Genomic DNA, 26,307 nt, shown 5'->3' with positions numbered 1-26,307 from the left:
AACTCACTATGAAGCACGTGAAAGTAGAGAGGTAAGCGCCACCAGGCGCTGAAACCGGCCTTATCAGGCTGTATCCCGAAACAGTTTTCCCTTATCAGGGCGAAAATAGTGTTTTAATGAAACCGTTACGGGACACAGCCTGTTGCACACTGCGAAAAGATGTCAGGGCAATGCAACATTGAACCGGGTCTCTAAGTATGGGTCAGATCCCCGGTTTTGCTGCCTGTTTCCTGATTATTTTTTCTTCTTTCTTATACTGCAAACGGATCGATCACCATAAGTAACTGACCCGCCTGCACTTGCTGCCCGGCCTGGCGTTGCAGGCTGTGGATTTTGCCACTGACCGGCGCCACGATCGGGATTTCCATCTTCATGGATTCGAGAATGCCTACCGTGGCACCCGCGGTCACATCACTGCCTTCCGCCACCAGCCATTGCCACACGCTGCCCGCCACCTGGCTCTCGACGCTGTGGCAGCCCGCCGGCACCACCACTTCCTCGCTGCTCTGCGCCTGCAGCTGACTGTCGAAAGTGAACTGGCCATCGGCGCGCCAGCGTGCCAGTTCGGCGTCAAACGCCTGCTGACGCTGCTGCTGGAACGCGTCGATCTCCGTCGCCTGGGCAGTCAGCAGCGCCTGATAGTCGGCGAGGCGAAATTCCCCGGCTTCCACGCGCAGCGGATAATCGCCCCACGGGAAACGTTCGCGGATTTGCAGCAGTTCGTCGGCACTGACCGGATAAAAACGGATTTGGTCGAAGAAACGCAGCAGCCACGGCTGGGTAAAGGCGCTGGTGCGGCGATCGCGATTCCACATCTGCAGCGTACGTCCGACGAACTGATAGCCGCCCGGCCCTTCCATGCCATAAACACACAGATACGCGCCGCCGATGCCCACCGAGTTTTCCGCCGTCCAGGTGCGCGCCGGATTGTATTTGGTGGTCACCAACCGGTGACGCGGATCGAGTGGCGTTGCCACCGGCGCGCCGAGATAGACATCGCCCAGCCCCATCACCAGATACGAGGCGCTGAACACAATCTGTTTCACCGCCTCCACGCTATCGAGCCCGTTAATACGCCGGATAAACTCAATGTTGCTCGGGCACCAGGGCGCATTCGGACGCACCGACTGGCTATAGCGTGTTACGGCTTCGCGGCAGGCGGCATCATCCCAGCTGAGCGGCAGCCACACGGTGCGCGATGGCACAGCCGCGTCGGCGAGGTCGCCCAGCAGATTATCAGCGTGCAAAATTTGCGCCAACAGCTCACTTCTTGCGCACTGCTGCGCATCATAATGCACCTGTAACGAGCGGATGCCGGGCGTCAGCTCCAGCTGACCCGCCAGCGGATGCGCCTCCAGCCACTGCATGAGGGCGTGAACGCGGAAACGCAGCGCAATGTCCAGCGTCAGCGCGCCATACTCCACCAGCAGAAAACGGTCACCCGCGGCGCGCACGCACAGTGCAGGCCGCCCGGCGGTTGCTGCATGCTGGTGCAAGATCGGATCGATCAGCGGCAGTGCTGGCGCCACGCGCACCGCTTCCGGTTGCAGATGCGCGATCTCGCGACGCTGCGCCTGCGCCAGACGATCGGCATCAGCCAGAGCGATCGGCACAAAGCGCAACCGATCGCCGGCTTTCAGCTGGCCCAGCTTCCACAGATCGGCGTCGATCACCGTCGCCGGGCAGACAAAGCCGCCCAGCGAAGGGCCGTCCGGACCAAGGATCACCGGCATATCACCGGTAAAATCCACCGTGCCAAAGGCATAGGCGTTGTCGTGAATATTGGACGGATGCATGCCCGCCTCACCGCCGTCGCTGCGCGCCCAGTCAGGTTTCGGGCCGATCAGCCGAATCCCGGTGCGGCTGGAGTTGTAGTGCACCTGCCACTCGGCAGCGAAAAATTCGCTTATATCGTCATCGGTAAAGAAGGCGGGTGCGCCGTGCGGACCATAAACAACGCGCAGCTGCCATTCACCGTTAAGCGGCGGCAGCAGCGTCTCGGGCAGGCGCGCCGCCGCAGCCTGACGCGGCGCGGCCAGCTGCAGCACGTCGCCGGCGCGCAGCGCCCGCCCGGCGTGACCGCCAAACTTACCCAGCGTAAAGGTACTGCGGCTGCCCAGATAGCGCGGCGTATCCAGCCCGCCCGCCAGCAGCAGATAGCTGCGGCAGCCGTCGCGCACGTCGCCCAGCGTCAGGGTTTGCCCGGCCTGCGCATGCAGCACCTGATGCATCGCCAGCGGCTGGCTGTCGAGGGTGGCCGCCAGCGGCGCGCCGCTCAGCACAAAGCTGCATGCCTGATTAAAGCGCAGCGTCGGGCCGCGCAACGTGATTTCCAGCCCGGCCGCCTGGGCCTCGTTACCCAGCAGGCGATTGCCCAGCTGAAAGGCGCGGCTGTCGAACGGCCCGGAAGGCGGTACGCCGACGTGCCAGTAGCCGACGCGGCCCGGCGCATCCTGCACCGTGGTGAGGGTACCGCCGCTGAGGATATCCAGCGTCGGCGGCTGCCACGCCACGCTGCCGAGCGTGGCGGTAATGATGCGTCCCTGCTGCACGTCCGGCAGCGTACAGAGCTGACGCAGCCAGCGCAGGTTGGTCTCGATGCCATACAGCTCACTCTGCGCCAGCGCCGCGATCATGCCGTCGAGCGCGCGCTGGCGATCGGCCGCATGCACGAGGATCTTCGCCAGCATCGGATCGTAAAACGGTGAAACTTCCATGCCGCTCTCTACGCTGCTATCGATGCGCAGCGTGGCGTGATCGAGCGCCGTCGGGAACTGCACGTGGCTGAGCAGTCCGGCGCTCGGCTGAAACTGCTTCGCCGGATCCTCAGCGTACAGCCGCACCTGAATGGCATGGCCCTGCGCCACCGGTTGCAGCGTCGCCAGCGGCGGCAGGCGCTGCTGCGCCAGTTCGACCATCCAGCGCACCAGATCCACGCCGTATACCAGTTCAGTGACGCCATGCTCAACCTGCAGGCGGGTATTCACCTCGAGGAACCAGAACTGCTGGCTGACCTCATCGTAAACATACTCCACCGTGCCAGCGCTGCGATAGTTAACCGCGCGAGCCAGCCGTACGGCGGTGGCCTGCAACTGCGCGCGCACCGCATCGCTGAGCCGCGGCGCGGGTGTCTCCTCCAGCACCTTCTGATTACGGCGCTGCGCCGAGCAGTCGCGTTCGCCCAGCGCAATCACGTCGCCCTGGCCATCGCCAAAAATCTGTACTTCGATATGCCGCGCCCGGGCGATAAATTTCTCTAAGAAGACGCCATCGTCGGCAAAGTTGTTACCTGCCAGACGTTTTACGCGAGTAAACGCCTCTTTCAGCTCGTCCGCGCTGTTGCAGCGCTGCATCCCAATGCCGCCACCGCCGGCGGTGCTTTTCAGCATCACCGGAAAGCCAATCTGTTGCGCGGCGGCCTGTGCCTGCTGCAGGGAGGTCAGCAGGCCGCTGCCTGGCAGCAGTGGCAACGCGTTCTGCTCAGCCAGTTCGCGCGCGCGATGTTTCAGGCCAAACGCCCGCATCTGCGCCGCATCCGGCCCGAGAAAATGCAGGCCCGCTGCTTCGCAGCGCGTGACGAACTCCGGTTTTTCACTGAGAAAGCCATAGCCCGGATGCAGCGCCTGCGCGCCGCTCTGCGCGGCAATCGCCAGCAGTTTGTCCTGGTTGAGATAGGTGTCGCGCACCTGCCCCTCGCCCAGCGACCAGGCTTCATCGGCTAGCCGCACGTGGCGCGCATGGCGGTCGGCTTCGGCATAGACGGCAATCGCCCGGATATTCATGGCCTGCAGGGTACGGATGATGCGCACGGCAATCGCGCCACGGTTGGCAATCAATACGCGATCAATCATGACTGAATACTCTTATTGCGGCAGGTCGTCCTGCACCAGCTGTGACGGCGTAAAACGGGTCGTCCCGTTGCGTCAGAGAATCACCACACGCTGACGGCAATCGGCGTCGGGTTGTAACCGTTACAGGGATTGTTGAGCTGCGGACAGTTGGAGATCAGCACCAGAATGTTCATCTGCGCCACCATCTCAACATACTTACCCGGCGCGGAGATGCCATCGGCAAACGTCAGGCCGCCGTCGTGGGTCACCGGCACATTCATAAAGAAGTTAATGTTGTGCGTGATATCGCGGCGCGTCAGGCCAGACTCCGGATGCGCGGCGACCGCCAGCATCCAGCTGTCACGGCAGGAGTGCATGTGGCGCTTTTCGAGGTCATAACGCACCGTATTGCTCTCGCACGAGCAGGCGCCGCCGAGCGTATCGTGACGGCCACAGGTATCGGCGGTGATGGTCAGCATCGGCCGATCAAGATTAGAACGCAGCACGCTGCCGGCCGTAAGAAACACGTTGTGCTGGCCGCGCAGCGTCTCGCTCATGCTGTAGCGCTCGGCGGTATCATCGGCGTTGAAAAACAGCGTATCCGCCGCCTGATTGCCTTCCAGATCGGTAATGCGCAGCGTTTCTCCGGCGGCAATGCGCTGCAGCCAGTAATCACCGGCGTCGATCTGCTGCTGCAGACGCGCCTGCGCCGGGTTTCGTTCACTCTCTTTAATCATCACACTTCTCCCTGCAGTTGATAGAGGGCGTTATTGCGCAGGCCGCGCTGGTTTTCCGCGCGCTGCAGACAGATTTCCGGCAGCGGCGCGCGCTGCGCATCCAGCGTCAGCTGCAGCGGCTGGCGCGGATAATCGCTCGCCGGGCTGAGCGGGTGCGGACAGGTGTGCAGCAGCACCAGCGTGTCCATGGCGAAACGCAGCCGAACCTGCGCGCCGGCTTCGCCCTGCCGCTCCAGCGTTAAGCGCCCGCTGTCATCGGCGCGCACCTGCGCAAACAGATTGAGGCAGGCCGCCATGTCGCGCTGGCCAAGGCCATACTTCGCCAGCTCGACGAGGAAGCTGTCGTAGCCGTTTTGATGGCGCAGGTTGCGCGCCTGCTGATAGTCGCTGACTCCATAGCGCGCGGCAGTCTGTGCCGCGTTCAGCGTGCCGCACACGCTCTCGTGCCAGCCGAAACTGTCGTGTTCAATGCCGCAGAAAATGCGCCCCATGTCCGAGTAGAGACAGTGGCCGGCAGTGAGCCGGAAAGTGTGCTGGCACTTGAGCGTATCCGGCGCGTTGTAGCGCTCCAGCAGGTTTTCCGGGTTATAAAACAGCAGGCTGGCGCTGGCGCCGCCCTCCACATCGGTCAGCGTCAGCGCGCTGCCGCTGCGCATGACAAAAGACCAGTGCGCCCCGGCGGGCAGCAGGGTTTGGTATGGCTGCATCGTGCTCTCCTTTAAGCCACCTGCGTTGCGGACAGCACTTCAGCGGCGGGCTGAGTGCGATCCAGCGGCAGGTCGTAAGTGATAGTGGCGCCCCAGGCTTGCGGCGCGTGCGGATCGTGGCGCAGTTTGTCGAACACCAGCAGGCGTGACGCGAGGCTGAAGCCCTCTTTCAGATCGTGGGTGATCATGAAAATGGTCAGCTGATGCTGCTGCCACAGCTGGGTGATCAGTTGATGCATCTCGCTGCGAATACCGGGATCGAGCGCGCCAAAAGGTTCATCCAGCAGCAGAATGCGCGGCTGTTTCATCAGCGCCTGCGCCAGGGCCAGACGTTGCTGCATGCCGCCCGACAGCTGATGCGGATATTTGCTCTGCGCCTGTTCCAGTCCGACCTGCGCCAGCATTGCCTGCGCGCGCTGGCGAATCGCCTGACGTTTGCGTCCCCAGACGCGTCCCAGCCAGCGTGCGCTGCTGAACTCGTCGGCCAGCATTACGTTGCCGAGCACCGTCAGATGCGGAAACACCGAGTAGCGCTGAAACACCACGCCGCGATGGGCGTCCGGCTCGTCGGGAATCGGTGCGCCATCCAGCAGCAGCTCGCCTTTGGTCGGCGCTTCGGTGCCGAGCAGCATATTCAGAAACGTGGTTTTGCCGCAGCCGGAGGCGCCGACAATCGCCACGAACTCGCCGCGCTCGACCTCTATATTCAGCCGCTCCAGCACCACCTGATCGCCGTAGTGTTTTTCCAGATTTTTCAGTTGCAGTAAGGGCATCGCGCGCTCCTTATTTGGCGTGATACCACGGCCAGCAGCGTCGGCTGACGAGCCGCAGCAGCAGGTCGAGGGCAAAGGCCAGCAGGGTGATCCACGCCACGTACGGCAGAATCACATCCATGGCCAGATAGCGGCGCATCAGGAAGATGCGATAACCGAGGCCTTCCGTGGCCGCAATCGCTTCGGCAGCAATCAGGAACAGCCACGCCGAACAGAGCGACAGCCGCACCGCATCGCACAGGCGCGGCATCAGCTGCGGCAGAATCACCCGCCACAGAATCTGTGCGCTATGCGCACCCAGCGTCTGCGCTTTAACCAGCTGCTCCTGCGGGATTTTCTGCACCTGCAGTTGCAGATCGCGGGCGATCAGCGGCGTGATGCCGATAACGATCAGCACCACTTTGGAGACTTCGCCAAGGCCAAAGCAGATAAACAGAATGGGCAGAATCGCCAGCGGCGGCACCAGCGCAAACAGCGTTACCAGCGGTGCCAGCACCGCGCGCACCACCGGCAGCGCGCCGGTGAACAGGCCGATTGCCAGCGCCAGCAGCGCGCTGATAGCGACGCCACTCAGCAAACGCAGCAGGCTGGCGGCGGTATCGCTCCACAGCAGATATTCGCCGGTGCGCGGGCTGGGCTGAAACGCCATCCGGCTGATGGCCTCGCCCATGGCGTTGAATCCCGGCAGCAGTTTGTCTGCCGCGTTCAGGCTGAGGCGCGCATCCGACGCGAACAGATAGACCAGCAGCACCGCCAGCAGCGGCAGAATGCCAAGCAGCAGGCGGCCGAGCGGCAGCGGTTGGTAGTTAATCAATTTACGCATCGGCAGCGCCTCGCTTACAGCTGACCGGCAGCGGCCAGTTTGGTGAAGGTGTCGGTAAAGCGCAGTTTGATGTTGCCGGCATCGCCCCAGTTACCGGCCGGTGTAGCGACCCCTACCGCATCGGCCCCCGGCGCGCCTTCGCCCAGCAGGCCGTGTTTAAAGGAGAATTCGGCCACCAGTTGCATCGTGGCTTTCAGCTGCGGGCTGTCGACAAAATCCAGCGTGGTTTTGGCATCGCTGAACAGGTGTGTCGCGGCAAGCTGCTGATCAAAACCGGCCAGATCGGTCCCGGATGCCTGCGCCATCTGCGTGCGCGCCGCTTTGGCACTGTCGCTCTGTCCGGCCATGCTGTGCAGCGTCTCGTACCAGGCGCCGGTCAGCGCTTTGCCGAGCTGAGGATATTTGTTAAGCGTGGCGGTGTTGACCACCAGCAGGTCGAGGATTTCGCCCGGGATCTGCGCCGAGGAGAACACCAGATGGCTGTCCGGCTGCTTCTCTGCTTCCGCCAGCAGCGGATTCCACGTGACGATGGCATTAACGTCAGCAGTGCCAAACGCCGCCACCAGATCGGCATCGGCGGTGTTAACCACCCTGACGTCTTTCTCGCTCATGCCGGATTTCTCCAGCGCGCGCGCCAGCAGATAGTGTGAGACCGACAGTTCGACGAGGTTGATGGGTTTGCCTTTCAGCGCGCTGACGCTGTCCGCGCCTTTAAGCAGAATGCCGTCGTTACCGTTGGAGTAGTCGCCGACAATCAGCGCGGTGCTGTCGACGCCGCCGGTCGCCGGAATGGTCAGCGCATCCATATTGGTCATGGTGCAGCCGTCAAAGCCACCTGCGGTGTACTGATTAACCGACTCGATATAGTCGTTAACCTGCACAAACTGAATATCGATGCCGTACTTATCGGCCCACTTTTTCACGATGCCGCTTTGCTGGGCGTAATCCCACGGCATCCAGCCAGCGTAGATGGACCAGCAAAGCTTAAAGGAAGGTTTAGCGGCGGCCAGCGACGGAACGCTGAACAGGGCGACGCTGCAAATCAGCAGCAGGCGCAGACAGGCTTTAATCATGATGATTCCTCTGGCGTTAACGGACGAAAATCAGGCAGGAGGCGGCGAGCAACGTTCTCGCTTTCCTCCCGGGCTTTTTTCCCGCCGTGTAACCGTCAGAGGACGGTCGGTCACTCTCGGACCAGCATCTCGCGATCGGAACCCTAGTGACCCATTGCAAATTGTGTGGCGACGTCGGTTGCCCGCGATCGCTCCTGCATCTGCCAGAAAGCAGGCAATATCAATGCCAGGTTGCTATCAGCCTGAATTACATATGTTATTGCACATCGCTGCGCTCGCAGGCAGGCTGCGCTGCACAGTTGTGCAGCAGGCACGCACCAGCGTGAAGCACTGCAGACCAGCCGTTGTACAGCCGGGGCCATTGCACTATTCTTTAGGACCTTTCCCAGCGAATCGAATTTAGCCATCGTCACAACAGGAGTTGAATTATGGCGTCAGGAATTTCCCGCATCTGGATGCGTAGCGGCATGCTGCTGACCGGCGTGCTACTTGTGCTGCAGCTTACCGCCTGCGGCGATAAAGAGGGCGATCAGCGCAAAGCCTTTACTGATTTTCTGCAAAACACCGTGATGCGCAGCGGTGAACATCTGCCCAGCCTGAGCGAAAACCAGAAGCAAACCTTCGGTAATTACGCCAGTGATTACGCCATCCTGTATGGCTTCTCGCAGCAGGTGAATCAGGCGGTGGATCAGGGCATGCGCCCGGTGGTTGATGAGCTGGCGGCCATCCGCGTGCCGCAGGATTATCTGACGCGCCGCGACAGCCTGCGCCAGGCGAGCGGCAATCTGAGCGTGCTGACGCAGCAGATTCAGAGCGCCAAAATGCAGGCCGACAGCAGCAAAGCCACGCTGAAGCAGCCGGACGACCTGAAGAAAGTGTACGACAGCGTGTACGCCAAAGTGGTGACGCAGCCAGCCAGCACGCTGATCCCGCTGCTGCCGCAGCTGCAGGCGCTGAGCCAGTCGGCAGTTCAGGCCGGCGATTATCTGCAGTCGCAGGGCGCGCGCGTCAGCTTCAATGACGGCGGCGTTCAGTTCCCGACGCAGGAGCAGGCCACGCAATACAACACGCTGATGAGTAATCTCGCCAGCAATACGCAGGCGCTGACCCAGGCACAAAATGCCGTACAGGGTGGTTTACAGTAAGCCGCTCAGCGGGCAGTTCTCCACTGCCCGCTTTTTCAGATTTTCGTCACTTCCTTACATCGGCTTTTTCTGTCAGCACAGAGTGTGATCTGGCGCATTTTCAACCAAAAATAATTTGTGATCTCAATCACATTTGTGAAACAAACCGGCCCAGGTGAAAGGTGATTTTTGTCACATTTCCACCGCTGTTGCGCGCATTTTTTCGCCGGCGTTGCTTTCTTACAGGGTATTTTTGTGATCAAAGTCACCTTTAATCCCCCTGCCCACCCCAACTTAGCGTGATATACATCACACTTTTTCCTGACGCTACGCAGTGTAATCAACTAGTGCTAGAGTCCGCGTGCATACAGTAATGCCACGGCCCCCGCCGTAACGTCTTAACAAAAACAAACGCGCTCTCTTATTGCAGCGCGTCTCAATAAGGGGTGGGTTTATGTCCTCATCAGCGAAGGTCAAGGTCCAGAGCTTTGGTCGCTTTCTGAGTAACATGGTGATGCCAAACATCGGTGCGTTTATCGCCTGGGGTATCATCACAGCACTGTTCATCCCAACCGGATGGATTCCAAACGCAACGCTGGCGAAACTCGTCGGCCCAATGATTACTTACTTGCTGCCGCTGTTGATCGGTTTCACCGGTGGACGTCTGGTGGGCGGCGATCGCGGCGGCGTGGTCGGTGCAATCACCACCATGGGCGTGATTGTCGGTGCAGATATGCCGATGTTCCTCGGCGCGATGATTGCCGGTCCACTGGGCGGCTGGGCGATCAAAACCTTTGACCGTATGGTTGATGGTAAGATCAAAAGCGGCTTCGAGATGCTGGTTAACAACTTCTCAGCCGGTATCATCGGTATGCTGCTGGCGCTGCTGGCGTTCATCGGCATCGGTCCATTGGTTGAAGGTCTGTCACACATCCTTGCGGCGGGCGTAAACCTGATGGTGCAGAACAACCTGCTGCCACTGACCTCTATCTTTGTTGAACCGGCGAAAATCCTGTTCCTCAATAACGCCATCAACCACGGTATCTTCTCGCCGCTGGGTATCCAGCAGGCCAGCGAAGCGGGCAAATCGATCTTCTTCCTGATTGAAGCGAACCCGGGTCCGGGTATGGGCGTGCTGGTCGCTTATATGATCTTCGGCCGCGGTAGCGCCAAGCAGTCGGCGGGCGGTGCAGCGATCATCCACTTCCTTGGCGGTATCCACGAAATCTACTTCCCGTACGTGCTGATGGCGCCGCGCCTGCTGCTGGCAGTAATCCTCGGCGGTATGACCGGCGTGTTCACCCTGACGCTGCTGAACGGCGGTCTGGTATCACCGGCCTCACCAGGTTCGATTCTGGCCGTGCTGGCGATGACGCCAAAAGGCGCTTACTTCGCTAACATCGCGGCTATCGTTGCGGCTTTCGCCGTCTCCTTCGTGGTCTCCTCGATTCTGCTGAAAACCAGCAAAGTAAAAGAAGAAGACGACATCGAAGCGGCGACCCAGCGCATGAAAGACATGAAAGCGCAGTCAAAAGGCCAGGCCGTTGCCGGTTCACCGGTGGTTGCCGATGCCAGCAGCGTTGACGTCAGCCACGTGCGCAAAATCATCGTCGCCTGTGATGCCGGTATGGGCTCCAGCGCGATGGGCGCAGGCGTGCTGCGCAAGAAGGTACAGGATGCGGGCCTGAGCAATATCTCTGTGACCAACAGCGCGATTAACTCGCTGCCGGGCGATGTTGATCTGGTGATTACTCACCGCGATCTGACCGAACGTGCGATGCGTCAGGCGCCACAGGCGCAGCACATCTCGCTGAACAACTTCCTCGACAGCGCGCTGTACACCAACCTGACTGAGCGTCTGGTGGCGGCGAACCGCAGCGAAGCCCACCGTGAAACGGTACAGACCGCGCTGGCAGACAGCTATGACGACGGCAGCGCGCACCTGTTCAAACTGGGCGCTGACAACGTGTTCCTCGGCCTGAGCGCCAGCAATAAAGAGCAGGCGATTCGCTTCGCCGGCGAGCAGCTGGTGAAAGGTGGCTACGTGCAGCCGGAATACGTTGAAGCGATGCTGGCGCGCGAGCAGCTGACGCCAACCTACCTCGGTGAATCCATCGCTGTGCCGCACGGCACCGTCGAAGCCAAAGACCGCGTGCTGAAAACCGGCGTGGTATTCTGCCAGTATCCGGCCGGCGTGCAGTTTGGCGATGAGCCGGACGAAGTCGCGCGACTGGTGATTGGTATTGCCGCACGCAATAACGAACACATTCAGGTGATCACCAGCCTGACCAATGCGCTCGACGACGACAGCGTAATCGAGAAGCTGGCGAACACCACCAGCGTGCAGGACGTGCTGGATCTGCTGTCTGGCAGCACTGCCAACGCGTAATTCGCTGTTTAACTTCCCTGGGGCGGGCAAGCCCGTCCCCACTTTCCGGGGCGGACATGCCCGCCCCTTCGTCATTTGATATGGGTCAAATTTATGAAAGCGTTACATTTTGGAGCAGGTAACATCGGCCGTGGATTTATCGGTAAGCTGCTGGCGGATGCCGGTATCGAACTGGTGTTTGCTGATGTGAATCAGGTGGTGCTTGATGCCCTTAACGCCCGTCATGAGTATCCGGTTCACGTGGTGGGCGAGCAGGCGCAGGTTGAAATCGTTACCGGCGTCAGCGCGGTGAACAGCACCAGCGACGACATCGTCACGCTGATCGCTGAGGTTGATATCGTTACCACGGCGGTTGGTCCGCAGATCCTTGAGCGCATCGCGGGCAGCGTGGCGCAGGGTCTGGCCAAACGCAGTGACAACGGTAATGTCCGTCCGCTGAATATCATCGCCTGTGAAAACATGGTGCGCGGCACCAGCCAGCTGAAGCAGCACGTACTGAAGGCGCTGCCGCAGCAGTATCATGCGTGGGTTGAAGAACATGTTGGCTTTGTTGATTCGGCAGTTGACCGCATCGTGCCGCCATCTGAAGCCGGCAGCACCGATCCGCTGGAAGTTACCGTAGAAACCTTCAGCGAGTGGATCGTCGACAAAACCCAGTTTAAAGGCGCGCTGCCGGACATTCCTGGCATGGAGCTGACCGATAACCTGATGGCGTTCGTCGAGCGCAAGCTGTTTACCCTCAACACCGGCCACGCCATTACCGCTTATCTTGGCCAGCTGGCCGGTCACGCCACCATTCGCGAAGCCATTCTCGACCAGAAAGTGCGTGCCGTGGTGCAGGGCGCGATGCAGGAGAGCGGCGCGGTGCTGATCAAGCGTTATGGTTTCGATGCGGAGAAACATGCCGCATATATCCAGAAAATCCTCACGCGTTTCGAAAACCCGTACCTGAAAGATGACGTCGAGCGCGTCGGCCGTCAGCCGCTGCGCAAGCTGAGCGCCGGCGATCGCCTGATCAAGCCGACGCTGGGCACGCTGGAGTATCAGCTGCCGCACGCCAGCCTGGTGCAGGGTATTGCTGCCGCGATGCACTATCGCAGCGAAGCCGATCCGCAGGCGCAGGAGCTGGCGTCACTGATCGCGCAGAAAGGCCCACAGGCGGCGCTGGCGGAGATTTCTGGCCTCGATGCCAATAGCGAAGTGGTGAGCTCAGTGGTGAGCGCTTACCACGCTATGGCATAATGCGCGCCCTTTAGTGGTCAATTCGGGCACGGCAGCCGCGTGCCCGTCGACGGTAGCTGAATGATGCAGGCAATAATGGAAGAGAAGCAGGCTTTTGAAAACCGGGTGCTTGAGCGGCTGAACGCCGGTCGTTCGGTGAGAAGCTTCCTGATCGCCGCTGTCGAACTGTTGGCGGAAGCAGTCAATCTGCTGGTGCTGCAGGTCTTTCGCAAAGACGACTACGCGGTGAAATATGCGGTGGAACCGCTGCTGCTGGGCGACGGCCCGCTGGGCGAGCTGTCGGTACGCCTGAAGCTCATCTACGGCCTGGGGGTGATCAATCGCCACGAATACGAAGACTGCGAGCTGCTGCTGGCGCTGCGTGAGGAGCTGAATCACGACACCAGCGACTACCGCTTTACCGACGATGAAATACTCGGCCCGTTCGGCGAACTGCACTGCGTGCTGGCCTGGCCGCCGCAACCCGATTTCACCCGCGACGACGCCGCGCTGCGCGCCATGCAGCAGCAGCGCTACCTGCAGATGGTGCGATCCACCATGGTGCTGTCGCTGACCGAGCTGATTTCCCGTATCTCGCACAAACAGGCCTTCAAGAAGCCCGCCGTGTAACGCTTCCCCTGCGGCGCTATTGCCACGCGCCGCTGTTCTCTCCGCCGCAGACAAAATATTACGCAGGATATTGATGCAGCGCTTTTTTTGGCGGTTGATGATTTTGCCAACAATCGTCAGATAGCGATATACTTACCGCTCCTGTGGCAAACAGACGACATCCCTATGAAATACGATACATCTGAACTCTGCGACATCTACCATGAAGAAGTGAACGTTGTTGAACCGCTTTTTTCGAACTTTGGTGGGCGCACCTCATTCGGTGGTCAAATTACCACAGTGAAATGTTTCGAAGACAACGGCCTGCTGTATGACCTGCTCGAAGAGAACGGTCGCGGTCGCGTGCTGCTGGTCGATGGCGGCGGCTCAGTGCGGCGCGCGCTGGTTGACGCTCAGTTAGCAAGACTGGCGGCGCAAAACGAGTGGGAAGGCATCGTGGTGTACGGCTCGGTTCGCCAGGTCGATGAACTGGAAGAGCTGGAGATCGGCATTCAGGCGATTGCGGCCATTCCGGCTGGCGCCGCAGGCGAAGGCATCGGCGAGAGCGACGTGCGGGTTAACTTCGGCGGCGTCACCTTCTTCTCCGGCGATCATCTCTACGCCGACAACACCGGCATGATCCTGTCTGAAGACGCACTCGACATCGAGTAAGCGACAAACAAAAACGGGTGCCGCGGCACCCGTTGGTTTAAGCGCTGAGGCTTAAACTTCTTCCATTTTTCCCAGCAGTGCACGCAGGCGCTCCTGCCATACATGCTGCTCTTCTTTCAGATGCTGGTTTTCACGTACCAGTGCATCCTGGTTGCCAGAAGCCTGGCTGGCTTCGTTGCGCAGCGTATTGTTCTGATCTTTCAGCTCTTCAATTTCCATCTGCAGCAGAGTGATGGTATCAATCGCCTGCTGTACTTTCGCTTCCAGTTTTTCGAACACTTCAAATGACATCTTTCTGACCTCTCCTAAATCTCTTGCAAGGCGTTGATGGTGCTGGGACTGCCTTGTTATGGTGCGTCCAGCCACGATGTCCCGATTGTATGTAGCGAGACCTTGCAAGTCCAGCGGCACAGGGCCTGCAACGCTAGTCTGTAACACTTTTCAGTTAATGCTTAAAAAAACGCTCACGTTCGCGCATTTTTGCGCGCGGTCACGGTATTGCACCCAGTGACAGCAGGGTTAATGGGTCATAAAGAAAAGCAAAAGACGCGAAAACGCGCATTTTTATGACGCAGTACACATATTTCGATTTCGCTATTTCTCGTTTATGCTCGTTAACGATAAATTCACATCAGCCCTACATAAGAGCTGGGTGACTCATGGATTGAGAACAAAAACTGATAAAATTTAACCTCGCTTCAGGAATACCATTATGAGTCAGACAACGAACACACTAAAAGGTCAGTGCATCGCCGAGTTTCTCGGTACCGGTTTGATCATCTTTTTTGGTGCCGGCTGTGTGGCGGCGCTGAAGCTGGCCGGTGCCGCATTCGGCCAGTGGGAAATTTGTATCATCTGGGGTCTTGCTGTCTCCATGGCGGTTTATCTGAGCGCAGGCGTATCCGGCGCTCACCTCAATCCGGCAGTCACGGTTGCCCTGTGCCTGTTCGCCAACTTCGAAGGCCGCAAAGTTTTACCTTATATTGTGTCGCAAATCGCTGGCGCGTTCTGTGCGGCGGCGCTGGTCTACGGTCTTTACTACAATCTGTTCTTTGATTACGAAGCCAGCCACCAGATGGTACGCGGCAGCGTGCAAAGCCTCGATCTGGCCGGTATCTTCTCCACCTATCCGAACCCGCACATCACCGTGGCGCAGGCGTTCCTGGTAGAAATGGTGATTACTGCCGTGCTGATGGCGGTGATCATGGCGCTGACCGACGACGGCAACGGCGTACCGCGTGGCCCGCTGGCGCCGCTGCTGATTGGTCTGCTGGTGGCGGTGATTGGCGGTTCCATGGGTCCGCTGACCGGCTTCGCCCTGAACCCGGCGCGTGACTTCGGTCCGAAGCTGTTCGCCTTCTTCGCGGGCTGGGGTAACGTGGCGTTCACCGGTGGTAAAGATATTCCTTACTTCCTGGTGCCAATTTTTGGCCCGCTGGTCGGAGCCTGCCTCGGTGCCTTCGGTTACCGTGCGCTGATTGGCCGTCACCTGCCGGGCAACCTTGCAGAAACCAGTAAAACAGAAAAACCGGTCGCGCGCGCTGAGCAGCGTAAAGCGTAAGTTTCATCGTTAATCATCAGGAAACCATAATGACTACGACTGATAAAAAATATATTGTCGCGCTCGATCAGGGCACAACCAGCTCACGTGCCGTGGTGCTCGATCATGACGCCAACATCGTCGCCGTCTCACAGCGCGAATTCACCCAGATCTACCCGAAAGCCGGCTGGGTTGAACACGATCCGATGGACATCTGGGCCTCACAGAGCTCCACGCTGGTGGAAGTGCTGGCACACGCTGATATCCGTTCTGACCAGATCGCCGCCATCGGTATCACCAACCAGCGTGAAACCGCGATTGTCTGGGACAAAGAGACCGGCAAACCGATTTACAACGCCATCGTCTGGCAGGATCCGCGTACCGCCGACTACTGTAACAAGCTGAAGAAAGAGGGTCTGGAAGAGTACATCCAGCACACAACCGGCCTGGTGATTAACCCGTACTTCTCCGGCACCAAGGTGAAGTGGATTCTTGACCACGTGGAAGGCGCACGCGAGCGGGCAAAACGCGGCGAACTGCTGTTCGGCACCGTCGACACCTGGCTGGTGTGGAAAATGACCCAGGGCCGCGTGCACATCACCGATCACACCAACGCATCGCGTACCATGATGTACAACATCCACAAGCTGGAGTGGGATGCGCGCATGCTGGAGATTCTGGATATTCCGCGCGAAATGCTGCCGGAAGTGAAAGGATCATCCGAAATTTACGGCCAGACCAACATTGGTGGTAAGGGCGGCACGCGTATTCCTATCGCCGGTATCGCCGGTGACCAGCAGGCTGCGCTGTATGGCCAGCTATGTGTGCAGCCTGGTATGGCGAAAAACACCTACGGCACCGGCTGCTTTATGCTGATGAACACCGGTACCGAAGCGGTTACCTCAACTCACGGTCTGCTGACCACCATCGCCTGCGGTCCACGCGGCGAGGTGAACTACGCGCTGGAAGGTGCCGTGTTCATCGGTGGTGCGTCAATTCAGTGGCTGCGCGATGAGATGAAGCTGATCAGCGATGCGGGCGACTCCGAATACTTCGCGATGAAAGTCAAAGACACCAACGGCGTGTACATGGTGCCGGCCTTTACCGGTCTCGGCGCACCGTACTGGGACCCGTATGCGCGCGGCGCAATCTTCGGTCTGACCCGTGGTGCCAACGCCAACCACATCATTCGCGCCACGCTGGAGTCCATTGCTTACCAGACGCGTGATGTGCTGGAAGCGATGCAGAACGATGCCGATACCCGCCTGCAGTCGCTGCGCGTGGATGGCGGTGCGGTGGCCAACAACTTCCTGATGCAGTTCCAGTCCGATATTCTCGGCACGCGCGTGGAGCGTCCGGAAGTGCGCGAAGTGACTGCGCTGGGTGCGGCTTACCTCGCCGGTCTGGCGGTCGGCTTCTGGAACGATCTGGAAGAAGTTCGTGCTAAAGCCGTGGTGGAACGCGAATTCCGTCCAAGCATCGAAACCACCGAACGCAACGTGCGCTATGCCGGCTGGAAAAAAGCCGTGGCACGCGCCCAGGCGTGGGAAGAAGAAGAGTAACACTGTGCTGACCCGCGGCGCCCTGCCGCGGGTTTTTCCCGTCCCCCTGCCCCGCTGTGCTACACTGCCCGCCTGTTTTTTGTCAGGTGCAGACCATGAAACGAGAACTCGCGATTGAATTTTCCCGTGTGACCGAAGCCGCTGCGTTAGCGGGCTATCACTGGTTAGGACGCGGCGACAAGAATGCCGCTGACGGCGCCGCCGTCAACGCTATGCGCATTATGCTCAACACCATCAATATCGACGGCCAGATCGTAATTGGCGAGGGCGAAATCGACGAAGCACCGATGCTCTACATTGGTGAAAAAGTCGGTACCGGCCACGGCGATGCGGTGGACATTGCAGTTGATCCTATCGAAGGCACGCGTATGACTGCGATGGGCCAGGCCAACGCGCTGGCGGTGCTGGCGGTGGGCGATAAAGGCAGCTTCCTGCACGCACCTGATATGTATATGGAAAAGCTGATTGTCGGTCCGGGCGCGCGCGGCGCTATCAATCTCAACCTGCCGCTCGCCACCAATCTGCAGGCGATTGCGCAGGCGCTCAATAAACCGCTCAGCCAGCTGACGGTGTCGATTCTCGCCAAACCGCGTCACGATGCGGTCATCGCGCAGCTACAGCAGCTGGGCGTGCGCGTGTTTGCTTTTCCGGACGGCGACGTGGCGGCCTCGATTCTCACCTGCATGCCGGACAGCGAAGTGGACGTGCTGTATGGCATCGGCGGTGCGCCGGAAGGCGTGGTGTCAGCGGCGGTGATCCGCGCCATGGATGGCGACATGCAGGCGCGCCTGCTGGCTCGTCATCAGGTCAAAGGGGATTCGGCCGAAAACCGCCGTCTGGGTGAGCAGGAGCTGGCGCGCTGTGCCGAAATGGGCATCAACGCCGGGGAAGTGCTGACGCTGCAACAGATGGCGCGTAACGATAACGTGATTTTCGCGGCGACCGGCATCACCACGGGCGATCTGCTAAAGGGCATCACGCGCCAGGGCAATATCGCCACCAGCGAAACGCTGCTGGTGCGCGGTAAATCGCGCACCATTCGCCGCATTCAGTCGATCCACTATCTGGACCGCAAAGACGCGGCGCTGCACCCTTTTATCCTGTAACCGTCTGTTTGCCGCTCTCCGGATGACGCGAGAGCGGCCACCAGCACAGCAGCATCACCAGCGACGTCACAAACATCAGCATACCGAGGCTCGACTGATCGTGCTGCGGCAGCAGCGCTGAGAGCCACGCCACCACGCCGGAACCCAGATTCTGCAGCCCCCCAATCAGCGCACCGGCGCTGCCGGCCAGCCACGCGTAGGGCTCCATCGCGCCAGAAGTTGCCAGCGGAAACAGCATGCCTGCGCCGAAGAAAAACAGCGCGGCCGGTACCAGCAGCGTCCAGATATTCATCACGCCAAACCACGCCGGCAGCCACATCAGCAGTCCCGCCAGCAGGCAGCTGTTCACGCCATACCACATCAGCGTATGCCAGGATTTCTGCTCGCGGCCGGCAAACCAGGCACCAAAAAACGCCGCCGGAATCGGCAGGATGAACAAAATACTCACCGTCAGCCCGTCCAGCCCCAGCACGCCCGCCATCAGTACGCCACAGCTGGCCTCAAATACCGCGATGCCCGCCAGCGCGCCGATCAGCAGTAGCAGATAACGCACAAAGTTGCCGTCGCTGAGCAGCGTGATGTAGCGGCGCAGAAACGGTGTCGCGGGCGCATCCACCGGACGGGTCTCCGGTAGCCAGCGGGCCATCGCGGCCGTTACGCCAACACACAGCAGCAGCAGGAAAGCAAAGCAGGCGTGCCAGCCAAACAGATGGGTCAGCAGCGCGCCGATTACCGGCGCCAGCAGCGGGCTGACCAGAATGCCCATGTTAAGCAGGCTGTTGGCCTGCCGCAGCGCAATGCCGGAGTAAAGATCGCGCGGCATGGTGCGCGCCATGACGCCAGCCACGCCGGTACCCAGTCCCTGCACCGCACTGCCCAGTACCAGCACACTCAGCGACGGCGCAAACAGGGCGATCAGCGCGCCCGCCGCAAAGATCGCCATGCCCGCGAGGATCACCGGACGCCGGCCAATGCTGTCCGATAGCGGCCCGTAGATCAGCTGCGATCCGCCGTAGGTCATCAGATAGGCCGCCATCACCTGCTGCATAGCGCCGCTGCGTACGTTAAGCGCCTCTGCCATATTCGCCATCGCGGGCACATAGATGGTCTGCGCCATCTGCCCGACCGCCACCAGCACGATCAGCATGAACAGCAGGAAGCGGTTTTGCGTATTACTCATCATCATGAAACAAAATGTCTGCCTGAGAAACAAAGTAATGACAGCACTAAACAGGGCTGCCGGAGAGTTATGGCGGCAAAAATATCAGGAATTGCGCACAAAGCGAGAGGCGGGCGTAAAGCGATAGCTCAGGCACCGTCAAGCTTCTGTACCAGGCTGTAACGTGGCCGCTACAGTTGCTGATGTGTGCGGACGATTTGTCGCAGAGAGCCCTTTACCGGCTACGCGGCTGGAAATCTGGTGCCGGGCTGACGAAGATAGAAAGAGACCAATTATCAATCATCAGGAGCGAACATGGCAGAGTGGGTCAATGCAGAAGTAAAAGAAGTGAAAAACTGGACCGATGCACTGTTCAGCCTGCGCGTCACGGCGCCCATCGACCCTTTTACCGCCGGCCAGTTTGCCAAGCTGGCGCTGGAAGTCGACGGCGAGCGCGTGCAGCGCGCCTACTCCTACGTTAATGCGCCGCAGGATCCGCTGCTGGAGTTCTATCTGGTAACGGTGCCGGAAGGGAAGCTCAGCCCGCGTTTGCAGGCGCTGCAGCCTGGCGATCAGGTGATGGTGACCAAAGAGGCGGCCGGTTTCTTTGTGCTGGATGAGATCCCCGACTGCCAGACGCTGTGGATGCTGGCGACCGGCACGGCGATCGGCCCGTATCTGTCGATTTTGCAACAGGGCGAAGGGCTGGAGCGCTTCGACAACATTGTGCTGGTTCACGCTGCGCGCTATGCGGCCGACCTGAGTTTTCTGCCGCTGATGCAGCAACTGCAGCAGCGTTATCAGGGCAAGCTGCACATTCAGACGGTGGTCAGCCGCGAGCAGATGCCCGGTTCACTGCATGGTCGCGTACCGCAGCTGATCGAGAGCGGAGAACTGGAAAACGCCGTGGGCCTGCCGATGCTCGCCGACACCAGCCACGTGATGCTGTGCGGTAACCCGCAGATGGTGCGCGATACCCAGCAATTGCTGAAAGAGACCCGCGATATGCGTAAGCATTTCAAACGTAAACCCGGTCACATGACCAGCGAGCATTACTGGTAATCGTGCCGGCAGCAAAATGTCAGATTTTTCCCGGCGCGGGTTTTGACTTTCAGCGGTAAAAACCGTTCTAATCGTGGGCTAAGTGAATGATTTAGGGCCGAAGCAATGAAGAATCTGCCAGTCGCGCTGCTGCTCAGCGTCGCACTGACATTTCCCGCCTGGGCGGAGGACGCGCCCGCGCAGGATCGCAACGATCACCTGCCTGCGGCGCCGTATCTGCTGGCGGGTGCGCCCACCTTTGATATGACCATCGCGCAGTTCCGCGAAAAGTACAACGCCGCCAATCCTGACCTGCCGCTGCAGGAGTATCGCGCCATCGACAACCGCGATGACAAGAGCCACCTGACTCGTGCCGCCAGCAAAATCAGCGAAACGCTGTATGCCTCTACCGCGCTGGAACAGGGCACCGGCAAGATTAAAACGCTGCAGATTACCTGGCTGCCGGTGCCGGGCCCGGATATGAAAGCGGCACAGACACGCGCCATGGATTACATGACTGCGCTACTGCGCTTTTTTGTGCCCGGTTTGTCAGCGGATGAGGGACACAAGAAGCTCGACGGCCTGCTCAGCGCCGGCAAGGGCGCACGCTATTTTTCCCGCACCGAAGGTGCGCTGCGCTTTGTGGTTGCAGACAACGGCGACAAGGGGCTGACCTTCGCTGTTGAGCCCATCAAACTGGCGCTCGCTAGCCCCTGATCTCCCCGGCAAAAATGACGAAAAGCAAAGCCAGCGCCCCATTTGATCTCTATACTGTCTGGCAGACATCGCTGCCCCGATGGCAGCGCTATTTCATGAATCGCGTTATGCGGAGGAAAGAATGCGACATCCACTGGTTATGGGTAACTGGAAACTGAATGGCAGCAAGCACATGGCGGGCGAGCTGATTGAAGGCCTGCGCAAAGAGCTGTCGGGTGTGGAAGGCTGCGGTGTGGCGATTGCTCCGCCGGCGATCTATCTGGATCAGGCCAAACACGCCATTTCCGGCAGCCACATTGCGCTGGGTGCGCAGAACGTTGACGTGAACCTGTCTGGCGCTTTCACCGGTGAAACCTCTGCCGAGATGCTGAAAGACATCGGCGCGAAATACATCATCATCGGCCACTCTGAGCGCCGCACCTACCATAAAGAGAGCGACGAGTTCATCGCGAAGAAATTCGCCGTGCTGAAGGCCGCAGGCCTGGTACCGGTGCTGTGCATCGGTGAGACCGAAGCCGAGAACGAAGCTGGCAAAACTGAAGAAGTGTGCGCACGTCAGATCGACGCCGTGCTGGAAACCCAGGGCGCTGCCGCCTTTGAAGGCGTGGTTATCGCCTATGAGCCAGTCTGGGCCATCGGTACCGGCAAATCAGCCACCCCAGCGCAGGCGCAGGCAGTACACAAATTCATTCGTGACCACATCGCGAAGAAAGATGCCGCAATCGCTGAGCAGGTAATTATTCAGTACGGCGGTTCGGTTAACGACAAAAACGCCGCAGAACTGTTCACCCAGCCAGACATCGATGGCGCGCTGGTGGGCGGTGCATCTCTGAAAGCCGACGCTTTCGCGGTGATCGTCAAAGCCGCTGCAGCAGCGAAAAACGCGTAAGTTTCTCACGCAGAGAAAGGCGGCTGATGAGCCGCCTTTTTTATTGCCTGATCGGTCGCGACGCGACTTACTCCAGCAAACGGCACTGGTGATCCTGCAGTTCTTCCGCCGAACCGCGATTCAGCTTCAGCCAGTTGCGCTCCAGCGCCATCAGGGCCAGACGTCCATCCGGCAACCGGGCCAGCGCCAGCCCGTATTTGCCCATCTCACCGCGCGCATCCGGCACCTCTTCTGCCAGCCGGATAAACACGCTCTGCTGCGCCAGTTCGGCGGTGCTCAGCGTGCGAATCAGCCAGGTATGCCGCAGCAGCGTTGCCGTCTGCCACTGCGCATTCAGCTTCGGTGCCAGCGTATCCAGCTGCTGGCGCACATCCGGTCGCAGGCAGGAGATATGAATATGCAGCTGATTCTGCGTACGACCATACTGCGCGTTGATGGCCAGCGACAGCACGCGGTCGTCGACAGGCGCACCGCGCTTCTGCGCCAGCAGGCGGCGCTGCTGCCAGGCGGCAGCAAACAGGTTCGGCGTGGTGGGTTCGAGGAGGATTGGGCTCTCCATGCCAGTGATTTTCGCTATCGGCATCAGCAGATATTGCAGCGGGCCATTCAGATCTTTGAGCGTGACGTAACCCTGCGCCAGATTGACCTGCTGACAGGGGGCAGGATTACCGCGTTGCGTCATGTCCGGTACGCACTTTTCGCTGACAATCTGCCACAGCGCGTCGGCGTTTTTATGCAAATGCACCGCACCGGCGATCAGCCCGGCAATCAGAAGGATGAACGCGATAATCAGCAACGTAACACTACGGCGGCGCGCCTGCATGGCCAGATCCTCAATGATGAGCTGTCAGCATCCTCACCTGTCGCCAGCGGAAAGTCACGGCTTTTTCCGCGCCGTAAAGCAAAACGGCCAGCGCAGGGCTGACCGTTTCGTCATGATGAAAACGCGGTTACGGTTTCATGACCTGATCGTAGCTGCCGCCGTCGGCAAAGTGTGCTTTCTGCGCTTTGCTCCAGCCGCCAAACTTGTCATCGATGGTGAACAGCTTAACCGGCGCGAAGCTGCTGGCAAACTTCTTCGCCACCTCAGGATCGCGCGGGCGATAGAAGTTTTGTGCCGCGATGGTCTGGCCTTCCGGTGAGTAGAGATATTTCAGATACTCTTCCGCCACCTTACGCGTGCCCTGCTCATCCACCACTTTATCGACCACGGAGACCGTTGGTTCGGCGAGGATTGATTCGCTCGGCGTAACGATTTCAAACTTGTCTTTGCCCAGCTTATCGACGGCCAGATAGGCTTCGTTTTCCCATGCAATCAGCACATCACCGATACCGCGCTCAACGAAGGTATTGGTCGCACCACGTGCACCGGAATCCTGGACTTCAACGTTTTTGAACAGCGCACGGACGTAAGCCAGCGCTTTGGCCTGGTCACCGTGGTTCTGGTCCAGCGCCCAGCCCCAGGCCGCCAGATAGTTCCAGCGTGCCCCGCCGGAAGTTTTCGGGTTTGGCGTGATTACGGAAACGCCTGGCTTAATCAGATCCGGCCAGTCATGAATGCCTTTAGGATTGCCTTTGCGCACCAGGAACACGATGGTGGAAGTATAAGGTGCCGAGTTGTCCGGCAGACGCTTAATCCAGTTTTTATCGATACGACCACGGTCAGCAATAGCATCCACGTCGGACTGCAGCGCCAGCGTCACCACATCTGCGCGGATGCCATTGATCACGGACGTCGCCTGCTTACCCGAACCGCCGTGCGACTGGCGGATCACCACGTTATCACCGGTTTCCTGCTTATAGTGTGCGCTAAACGCTTTGTTGTACTGCTCGTACAGCTCACGGGTTGGATCGTAAGAGACGTTTAACAGCTGAATATCCTTTGCCAGAACACTGGTTGAAGCCAGTAACAGGGTGACACCAATACTCCACTTGTTCATTGCTTGCTCTCCCGAGGTCGTTATAGAACAAGACTGACACAAAGCAATCCATGGATTAAAGAATTAAAAATAAGCTGTTATAACTATGGAGAATATAGCAAGGCATAAAAAAGGGCGCGAAAGCAATCGCGCCCGATTTATCGTTGATTAGTAGAGTTTTTTCGCGGTATCCAGCCAGTCGCGCTTGAACGGACGCTTCATGTTTTCGATAGCGTCGATGATGTCATGATGCACCATCTTCTCGTTCTGAATACCCACGCAGCGACCGCCGTAGCCCTGCAGCAGCAGCTCAATTGAATAAGCGCCCATACGTGATGCCAGAATGCGGTCGTAAGCGCATGGCGCACCGCCGCGCTGGATGTGGCCGAGCACGGTGGCACGGGTTTCACGCTTGGTTTCCGCTTCAATAAAGTGCGCCAGATCGTCGATGTCACAGATGTGTTCGGTGATCGCCACGATGGCGTGTTTTTTACCTTTCGCAATGCCCGCCTGGATTTCCGCCACCAGCTCTTCGCGCGTGTAAGGGATTTCAGGCAGCACGATGAACTCACAGCCACCAGCGATGGCCGCCGCTAAGGTCAGGTCACCGCAGTAGCGGCCCATCACTTCTACGATGGAGATACGCTGATGCGAAGAAGAGGTGTCGCGCAGACGGTCAATCGCTTCAACTACGGTTTCCAGCGCGGTGAAATAACCGATGGTGTAATCGGTACCGGCGACGTCATTGTCGATGGTGCCCGGCAGGCCGATGCACGGGAAGCCCATTTCGGTCAGGCGTTTGGCACCCATGTAAGAACCGTCACCGCCAATCACCACCAGCGCATCAATGCCGCGCTTTTTCATGTTTTCGATCGCGACCTGACGCACTTCTTCGTTGCGGAACTCCGGGAAACGCGCCGAGCCGAGGAAGGTGCCGCCGCGGTTAATCATGTCCGACACGCTGTAGCGGTCGAGGTTGATCATGCGGTCTTCGTACAAACCCAGATAGCCGTCATAGATACCAAAAACTTCAAGGCCTTCACTCAGCGCGGAACGGACAACTCCGCGAATGGCTGCGTTCATGCCTGGGGCGTCACCGCCGCTGGTCAGTACTCCGATTTTTTTGATCATGACAACCTCTGGATTGTTCAAAACTAAGGATTATTCCTGCCTGCCGACCGGTGTAAACCCATTCACGATCGTGCGGCTTAATAGTTGCAGATAGTATATCAAAGGCTTGATGCTGAATTGATTCAGGTCAGACAAGTTTTCGCTAATTTTTTACAGAGTTGTTAGCGTTACGTCATTTTTTTCACGCAATGCTATGTTTTATAAAGGCTAAAACTGAAAAAAACCCTGCTGATTTTGCGGCACGACAGAACAGGGGTCCTGATGAATAATCACATCTGAGCCGGGAAATTTTTGCCGTAATGCCTGCTCAATTTGATCCGCCACCTGATGCGCCTGCACCAGCGGGAGATGATCGTCCATCTCCAGATGAAGCTGAATAAACCGCGTCGGGCCAGACTGCCGCGTACGTAACGCATGGGCACCGCGTACGCCGGGCCAGTGGCTTACCAGCGCGATAATCGCCTGTTTTTCCTGCTCCGGCAGCGCACGATCGAGCAGCGACTGCACCGCTTCATAGCCCATGCGCAGCGCGTTATAGAGGATATATACGCCGATGCCGAGCGCAAACAGCGCATCCGCACGCTTAAAACCATAACTGCTTAAGCCCAGCGCAACCAGAATCGCACCGTTCATCACCACATCCGACTGATAATGCAGCATGTCCGCGCGAATCGCCTGGCTGCGGGTACGCCGCACCACCCAGCGCTGAAAAGCGACCAGCACCAGCGTGGAGCTGAGGGCGATCAGCGTCACGACTACGCCCACCAGCGGCGCGCGCAGCGTTTCCGGTGTGGCCAGATGCTGCAGCCCGGTAAGAAACAAAAACAGCGCCGATCCGGAGATAAACATGCTTTGCGCCAGTGCCGCCAGCGATTCCGCTTTACCGTGACCAAAGGTGTGATCGTCATCGGCAGGCTGCAATGAATAGCGCACCACCAGCAGATTGGTCAGTGACGCGGCGATATCGACCAGCGAATCCACCAGCGCCGCCAGCACGCTGACCGAACCGGTGTACCACCAGGCGAAAATTTTCACGATCAGCAACAGCGTTGCCAGCGTAGTTGCCGCCAGCGCCGCGCGGTTTACCAGTTTTGCGTAGGAAGGTTCCATGCCTTGCCTCGTCAGGCGCTGCAGCACGCCATGCAGTGGAAAATGGCTCAAGTTTATCACCGTCCCGTGCAGACTGCGTGACAGGATGGCGAAACGGATGCAATTTGCCCGCGAATTCAGGGCAAAAAAAACCCCGCCATCATGGCGGGGAAGACAGGGATGGTGTCTATGGCAA

23 protein-coding genes and 1 riboswitch are annotated in these 26,307 nt (G+C 59.1%); of the genes, 11 read left to right on the top strand and 12 right to left on the bottom strand.

Annotated elements, in window-relative coordinates:
- Positions 1–251 precede the first annotated feature (251 nt).
- From uca to QMM04_RS09115, 6 genes are all read right to left on the bottom strand, one after another.
- Positions 252–3,851 (bottom strand): urea carboxylase, encoded by a 3,600-nt coding sequence (uca, locus tag QMM04_RS09140; protein ID WP_282996041.1) that lies wholly within the window; start codon positions 3,849–3,851, stop codon positions 252–254.
- An 80-nt stretch (positions 3,852–3,931) separates the two neighbouring features.
- A complete protein-coding gene (locus tag QMM04_RS09135; RefSeq protein ID WP_021507029.1) occupies positions 3,932–4,567 on the bottom strand; it encodes an urea amidolyase associated protein UAAP2 in 636 nt (211 codons plus the stop codon).
- On the bottom strand, positions 4,567–5,274 hold the full coding sequence (locus QMM04_RS09130) for an urea amidolyase associated protein UAAP1 (protein ID WP_104094240.1): 708 nt from the start codon (positions 5,272–5,274) through the stop codon (positions 4,567–4,569). Before QMM04_RS09130 ends, QMM04_RS09135 begins: the two co-directional genes overlap by 1 nt.
- Positions 5,275–5,285: 11 nt before the next feature.
- The gene (locus tag QMM04_RS09125) at positions 5,286–6,047 is read right to left on the bottom strand and encodes an ABC transporter ATP-binding protein (protein WP_282996040.1); all 762 of its coding nucleotides are present in this window, start codon (positions 6,045–6,047) and stop codon (positions 5,286–5,288) included.
- A 10-nt stretch (positions 6,048–6,057) separates the two neighbouring features.
- Positions 6,058–6,870, bottom strand: coding sequence for an ABC transporter permease subunit (locus QMM04_RS09120; protein WP_058771035.1), 813 nt, complete (start codon positions 6,868–6,870; stop codon positions 6,058–6,060).
- 14 nt (positions 6,871–6,884) lie between these two features.
- Positions 6,885–7,943 carry a putative urea ABC transporter substrate-binding protein gene (locus QMM04_RS09115; protein WP_058758070.1) on the bottom strand — a complete coding sequence of 353 codons (1,059 nt, stop codon included), beginning with the start codon at positions 7,941–7,943 and terminating at the stop codon, positions 6,885–6,887.
- Between the two features lie 63 nt (positions 7,944–8,006).
- Positions 8,007–8,101, bottom strand: a riboswitch (guanidine-I (ykkC/yxkD leader).
- Positions 8,102–8,371: 270 nt separating this feature from the next.
- Between QMM04_RS09115 and QMM04_RS09110 the strand changes: the two genes are divergently transcribed.
- From QMM04_RS09110 to rraA, 5 genes are all read left to right on the top strand, one after another.
- Positions 8,372–9,088, top strand: a complete 717-nt coding sequence (locus QMM04_RS09110; RefSeq protein WP_010616539.1) for a DUF3053 domain-containing protein — start codon at positions 8,372–8,374, stop codon at positions 9,086–9,088.
- 433 nt (positions 9,089–9,521) lie between these two features.
- Entirely contained in the window at positions 9,522–11,456 is a 1,935-nt protein-coding gene (locus QMM04_RS09105) for a PTS mannitol transporter subunit IICBA (RefSeq protein ID WP_282996039.1), read from the top strand.
- A 93-nt stretch (positions 11,457–11,549) separates the two neighbouring features.
- Positions 11,550–12,698, top strand: coding sequence for a mannitol-1-phosphate 5-dehydrogenase (gene mtlD / locus QMM04_RS09100; protein ID WP_021507035.1), 1,149 nt, complete (start codon positions 11,550–11,552; stop codon positions 12,696–12,698).
- Between the two features lie 60 nt (positions 12,699–12,758).
- Positions 12,759–13,307 (top strand): mannitol operon repressor MtlR, encoded by a 549-nt coding sequence (gene mtlR, locus QMM04_RS09095; protein ID WP_193717991.1) that lies wholly within the window; start codon positions 12,759–12,761, stop codon positions 13,305–13,307.
- Positions 13,308–13,472: 165 nt separating this feature from the next.
- Positions 13,473–13,958 carry a ribonuclease E activity regulator RraA gene (rraA, locus tag QMM04_RS09090; RefSeq protein ID WP_021507037.1) on the top strand — a complete coding sequence of 162 codons (486 nt, stop codon included), beginning with the start codon at positions 13,473–13,475 and terminating at the stop codon, positions 13,956–13,958.
- Between the two features lie 51 nt (positions 13,959–14,009).
- Here rraA and zapB read toward each other — a convergent pair whose 3' ends face one another.
- A complete protein-coding gene (zapB, locus tag QMM04_RS09085) occupies positions 14,010–14,249 on the bottom strand; it encodes a cell division protein ZapB (protein ID WP_034823745.1) in 240 nt (79 codons plus the stop codon).
- Positions 14,250–14,670: 421 nt separating this feature from the next.
- Here zapB and QMM04_RS09080 point away from each other — a divergent pair, with 421 nt between their 5' ends.
- From QMM04_RS09080 to glpX, 3 genes are all read left to right on the top strand, one after another.
- Positions 14,671–15,519 carry an MIP/aquaporin family protein gene (locus QMM04_RS09080; protein WP_021507039.1) on the top strand — a complete coding sequence of 283 codons (849 nt, stop codon included), beginning with the start codon at positions 14,671–14,673 and terminating at the stop codon, positions 15,517–15,519.
- A gap of 29 nt (positions 15,520–15,548) precedes the next feature.
- A complete protein-coding gene (gene glpK, locus QMM04_RS09075; protein WP_021507040.1) occupies positions 15,549–17,060 on the top strand; it encodes a glycerol kinase GlpK in 1,512 nt (503 codons plus the stop codon).
- 95 nt (positions 17,061–17,155) lie between these two features.
- Positions 17,156–18,166 (top strand): class II fructose-bisphosphatase, encoded by a 1,011-nt coding sequence (gene glpX, locus QMM04_RS09070; protein ID WP_282996038.1) that lies wholly within the window; start codon positions 17,156–17,158, stop codon positions 18,164–18,166.
- On the opposite strand, the gene emrD is transcribed toward glpX, so the two are convergent.
- On the bottom strand, positions 18,156–19,349 hold the full coding sequence (emrD, locus tag QMM04_RS09065; RefSeq protein WP_282996042.1) for a multidrug efflux MFS transporter EmrD: 1,194 nt from the start codon (positions 19,347–19,349) through the stop codon (positions 18,156–18,158). The genes glpX and emrD overlap by 11 nt on opposite strands.
- A 291-nt stretch (positions 19,350–19,640) precedes the next feature.
- Between emrD and fpr the strand changes: the two genes are divergently transcribed.
- The 3 genes from fpr to tpiA all read left to right on the top strand — a co-directional run bounded on the left by fpr (position 19,641) and on the right by tpiA (position 21,972).
- The gene (fpr, locus tag QMM04_RS09060; protein WP_021507043.1) at positions 19,641–20,387 is read left to right on the top strand and encodes a ferredoxin--NADP(+) reductase; all 747 of its coding nucleotides are present in this window, start codon (positions 19,641–19,643) and stop codon (positions 20,385–20,387) included.
- A gap of 105 nt (positions 20,388–20,492) precedes the next feature.
- A complete protein-coding gene (locus QMM04_RS09055) occupies positions 20,493–21,083 on the top strand; it encodes a YiiQ family protein (RefSeq protein WP_058775487.1) in 591 nt (196 codons plus the stop codon).
- Between the two features lie 121 nt (positions 21,084–21,204).
- Entirely contained in the window at positions 21,205–21,972 is a 768-nt protein-coding gene (tpiA, locus tag QMM04_RS09050; RefSeq protein ID WP_125309590.1) for a triose-phosphate isomerase, read from the top strand.
- Between the two features lie 67 nt (positions 21,973–22,039).
- On the opposite strand, the gene QMM04_RS09045 is transcribed toward tpiA, so the two are convergent.
- From QMM04_RS09045 to fieF, 4 genes are all read right to left on the bottom strand, one after another.
- A complete protein-coding gene (locus tag QMM04_RS09045; RefSeq protein WP_125309592.1) occupies positions 22,040–22,795 on the bottom strand; it encodes a CDP-diacylglycerol diphosphatase in 756 nt (251 codons plus the stop codon).
- Positions 22,796–22,922: 127 nt separating this feature from the next.
- The gene (locus QMM04_RS09040) at positions 22,923–23,912 is read right to left on the bottom strand and encodes a sulfate ABC transporter substrate-binding protein (RefSeq protein WP_021507046.1); all 990 of its coding nucleotides are present in this window, start codon (positions 23,910–23,912) and stop codon (positions 22,923–22,925) included.
- 147 nt (positions 23,913–24,059) lie between these two features.
- Positions 24,060–25,022: a 6-phosphofructokinase gene (pfkA, locus tag QMM04_RS09035; RefSeq protein WP_021507047.1), complete on the bottom strand. Its 963-nt coding sequence runs from the start codon at positions 25,020–25,022 to the stop codon at positions 24,060–24,062.
- A gap of 207 nt (positions 25,023–25,229) precedes the next feature.
- On the bottom strand, positions 25,230–26,132 hold the full coding sequence (gene fieF, locus QMM04_RS09030) for a CDF family cation-efflux transporter FieF (RefSeq protein ID WP_058775485.1): 903 nt from the start codon (positions 26,130–26,132) through the stop codon (positions 25,230–25,232).
- Between the last annotated feature and the right edge of the window lie 175 nt (positions 26,133–26,307).

Origin of the sequence: Pantoea sp. Pa-EAmG (genome assembly GCF_030024295.1) — a bacterium.
Lineage (GTDB): Bacteria > Pseudomonadota > Gammaproteobacteria > Enterobacterales > Enterobacteriaceae > Pantoea > Pantoea dispersa.
This window is presented reverse-complemented; position numbering and strand designations above follow the sequence as displayed.